Annotated in this window: 2 protein-coding genes; both read left to right on the forward strand. The window is 71.7% G+C overall.

Annotated features, from left to right (window positions below):
• On the forward strand, positions 1–437 hold a 437-nt coding region (locus tag PKE44_RS18395; RefSeq protein ID WP_324554141.1), incomplete at its 5' end, for a tetratricopeptide repeat protein.
• Between the two features lie 105 nt (positions 438–542).
• The coding region (locus PKE44_RS18400) for an ATP-dependent DNA helicase (protein ID WP_324554143.1) at positions 543–2,365 on the forward strand (1,823 nt) is incomplete at its 3' end.

Below are 2,365 nucleotides of genomic sequence, written 5' to 3' on the forward strand. Positions count from 1 at the left end.
CCGCACCGGCGACTCCGCCGCCGCCCCGTCCGGCGCCGGCACCGGCGCCGGTCGCCAGTGCTCCGGCTGCACCGTCGGCCCCGGCCGAACCCGAAGCCGAACGCGGCGGCAACAACGCCGTCGTCGCGCTGATCGATTCGGCCAACACCTACGTGCGCAACAACGAACTCGACAAGGCCGCCGCCTCGCTCGAACGCGCGCAGCGGCTGGAGCCGCGCAATCCGAACATCCTGTACGACCTTGCGCAGGTGCGCGCGCACCAGGCGCAGTACGGGCAGTCGGAGGCGCTGGCGCAGAAGTCGATCGCACTCGCTGGCGGCAACAAGGCGCTGCAGGCCAAGGCCTGGCGGCTGATCGCCGCGGTGCGTCGCGCCGGCGGCAACGCCGCCGGCGGCGATGCCGCCGAAGCGCAGGCCGTCACGCTCGGCGGTCGCTGAGCCGCAGCCGGGGGCCGGAAGCTGGAACTCGATGCCGTCTTCGGCCCCGATGGCCCGCTCGCGCGCGCGATCCGCGGCTACGCGCCGCGCGTGCAGCAGCAGGCGATGGCCGGGGCCGTCGCCGCTGCGCTTGAGGATCACGGCACGCTGATCGCCGAGGCCGGCACCGGTACCGGCAAGACCTTCGCGTACCTGGTGCCGGCGCTTTTGTCCGGCAAGCGCGTGATCGTCTCGACCGGCACGCGCGCACTGCAGGACCAGCTCTATCGCAAGGACCTGCCGGTGATCTGCGCCGCGCTCGGCTCGCCGGCGAAGCTCGCGCTGCTGAAGGGCCGCTCCAATTACCTCTGCGATTACCGTCTGGAGGCCGCCGAGGCCGCCGGACGCTTCCGTTCGCGCGAACAGGCCGCCGAGTTTGCCCGCATCCGCCACTGGGCGGCGATGACGAGGCACGGCGACATCGCCGAGGTCATCGACGTGGCCGAGGATTCGCCGGTCTGGCCGCTGGTGACCTCGACGGCCGACAACTGCCTCGGCGCCGAATGTCCGCGGCTTGCCGACTGCAAGGTGCTGCAGGCGCGGCGCGAGGCGCTCGAAGCCGATCTGCTGGTGGTCAACCACCACCTGTTCTTCGCCGACATGGCGATCCGCGAGGAAGGCTTCGCCGAGCTGCTGCCCGGGGCCGACGCGGTGATCTTCGACGAGGCGCACCAGCTCCCCGAGGTCGCGAGCAGCTTCTTCGGCCTGACGCTGTCGAGCCGCCAGCTCGTCGAGCTGGCGCGCGACACCATGATCGAGCAGGGGCGCGATGCCCGCGATTTCCCGGATCTGGCCGAGCGCGCTGCGCAGTTCGAGGACCGGGTCACCGGCCTGCGTCAGGCGCTCGGCGACGAGGGCCGGCGCGCGCCGTGGAGCGAGGTCGGCGAGAGCGCGCCGGTCATCGACGCCATCGCCGCCATCACGCTGGCGCTGTCACGCCTGCTCGAAGCCCTGAAGGAAGCCGCACCGCGCGGCAAGGGCCTGGAGAACTGCCATGCGCGTGCCGTCGAACTCGCGCAGCGCTTCGCGCAGCTCACGCAGCCGCCCGGCGACGAGGCCGTGCACTGGTTCGAGACTTACGCCCGCAGCTTCCAGATCGCGCAGACCCCGCTCGACATCGCCGCGACCTTCCGCGGGCGCATGGCGATGTATCAGGCCGCCTGGGTGTTCACGTCGGCCACACTCGCGGTCGGCGAAGGCTTCGGCCACTACCGCCACCGGCTCGGCCTCGCGGAATCCGCCGCGACACTCAAGGTCGACAGCCCCTTCGACTACGCCCGCCACGCCGTGCTCTACCACCCCGAGGGCCTGCCCGAACCCGCGGCACCCGGCTACACCGCGGCGCTGATCGAGGCGATCGTGCCGGTGCTCGAAGCCTCGCGCGGCCGGGCCTTCCTGCTGTTCACGAGCTACCGCGCGCTGAACGAGGCCCACGAACGGCTCGACGGCCGCGTGCCGTATCCGCTGCTGAAGCAGGGCAGCCTGCCGAAGGCCGCGCTGCTCGACGCCTTCCGCCGCCACGGCAACGCCGTGCTGCTCGGCACGCAGAGCTTCTGGGAAGGCGTCGACGTGCGCGGCGAGGCGCTGTCCTGCGTCGTCATCGACAAGCTGCCGTTTTCGAGCCCCGGCGACCCGGTGCTGGCCGCGCGCATCGACGCGATGAAGCGCGCCGGCGGCAACCCGTTCTTCGAGTACCAGATCCCGAACGCCGTGATCACGCTGAAGCAGGGCGTCGGCCGCCTGATCCGCGATGTCGATGACTGCGGCGTGCTGGTGCTCGCCGATCCGCGGCTGCTGACCAAGGGCTACGGCAAGCTGTTCCTCGACAGCCTGCCGCCGATGACGCGCACGCGCCGGCTCGACCGGGTGCAGAAGTTCTTTGCGTGGGC

It is taken from the genome of Plasticicumulans sp., from assembly GCF_035331805.1.
Classification (GTDB): domain Bacteria; phylum Pseudomonadota; class Gammaproteobacteria; order Competibacterales; family Competibacteraceae; genus Plasticicumulans.